Source organism: Myxococcus xanthus, assembly GCF_013116825.1.
Lineage (GTDB): Bacteria > Myxococcota > Myxococcia > Myxococcales > Myxococcaceae > Myxococcus > Myxococcus xanthus_B.
Window position 1 is genome coordinate 1 of record NZ_JABFNS010000285.1, and the last position, 1,461, is coordinate 1,461.

2 protein-coding genes are annotated in these 1,461 nt (G+C 71.6%); both read right to left on the reverse strand.

Features of this window, described 5'->3' with window-relative positions; all coding sequences use genetic code 11:
• Window positions 1-1,028 (reverse strand): AAA family ATPase (locus HNV26_RS37310; protein WP_253817404.1); only part of this gene is annotated, 1,028 nt, incomplete at its 3' end.
• A 204-nt stretch (window positions 1,029-1,232) separates the two neighbouring features.
• Window positions 1,233-1,461 (reverse strand): hypothetical protein (locus tag HNV26_RS38040; protein ID WP_216613089.1); only part of this gene is annotated, 229 nt, incomplete at its 5' end.

Below are 1,461 nucleotides of genomic sequence, written 5' to 3' on the forward strand. Positions count from 1 at the left end.
GCCTCCAATAGCGCCAACGGCCCCACCCCACCCGCCAACGCCACCAGCACCGCCCGGGGAAACGACGGGCCCAGCACCGACGCCGCCCGCAGCACCTCCCGCTGCGCCGGGGGCAGCAAGGCCTGCCGCGCCGCATGCACCGCCTCGCCCGTCAGTGGCACCTCCCGCTCGGGCTGCTCCTCGTGCAGGGTCACCGCGTGCAGCAGGTGCAGCGGGTGTCCGGCACTGCCGCGCAGCAGCTCCACCCGGGCCGCGAGCGTCAGCGTCCCCCGGTTCCGCAGCCGGCCCTCCAGCAGCGCCGCGGACTCGGCGGGCCCCAGCCGCCCCACCGTCAGGACTTCCGCCGTGAGAGGCGCTGGCGCCGTGCCACTGGGGCGCTGGAGCGCCAGCAAGAGCAGCGGCGTGTGCGACAGCCGCGACACCAGCTCCTCCACCAGCGCATGGCTGAGCGCGTCCCCATGCTGCCAGTCCTCCAGCACCAGCAGGCGCGGACGGCGGTGGGGCATCAGCGCGTGGCACAGGGAGTCGAACAGGGCGGTGCGCTCGGAGGCGAGGCTCGCCGGAATGCCCTGGCGCTCGCGGCCTTCCAGGAAGCGCTGGATTCGCTCCGCGTCCGCGCTGGACACGCGGCCCGTCCCGGCGGGCGGGCTGAGCGCCCGCGTGGCGTCCAGCAGCTCCCGGAAGATGCCCGCCGGCGCGCCCGGCAGCGCCAGACCACTGCCCTCCCAGACTTCGAAGCCATCCGAGGCCAGGCGCTCCACGAAGGCGTCCTTGATGCGCGTCTTGCCCATCCCCGCCTCCCCCATCAACCACACCGCCCGTCCCAGCCCGCGCCGCACATCCTCCGCCAGCCCCATCAGCCGCTTCAGCACCGCGACGCGGCCCACCAGCGGCGGGTGGCACAGCCCTGGCGCCCACCTGCGGACCGGCGCATCCCGGGGTACCCCCGCCGCGCTCCGCGGACACGCCAGTACGCCTCCCAGGAAACGCGCCCCACACGCAACGCACGAGCCCGAAGCCGGGTTCATGGTCACCTCCCTGAAGGATGACGCTGTGTGAGTCGAGCGCCGGTCCTTCGCGTCGCCGGTACGACCCGGGGTGTTGTAGCGCCGGCATGCACCTCGCGCCTCCGGCCGCCAGGGGTGTGGGACTGTTCGCTCCCCACCGCACACCCCCGACTCGCGTCGCAGTGCACTCCGGCGCCTGCCCAGGCCCGCAGTGCACCGAAAGCCTCACACCCAGCGCGTCTTCAGCGCCCGCATCGCACAATGACAAACAATTCCAATCACGCCAGATAAAACAGAAACAAGGTACACCCCGACTGGAGCCTGGAGAGCAAGCAGGCGCGAAATCGCGTGTTGAACACGAAATACTTTTGATGGATGCTCGTTGAGAGCTCGACACGGCAGCGACCCGCCGTGACCTTGGAGAAGCCCACCTAGCAAAGCCAAACACCCTCCC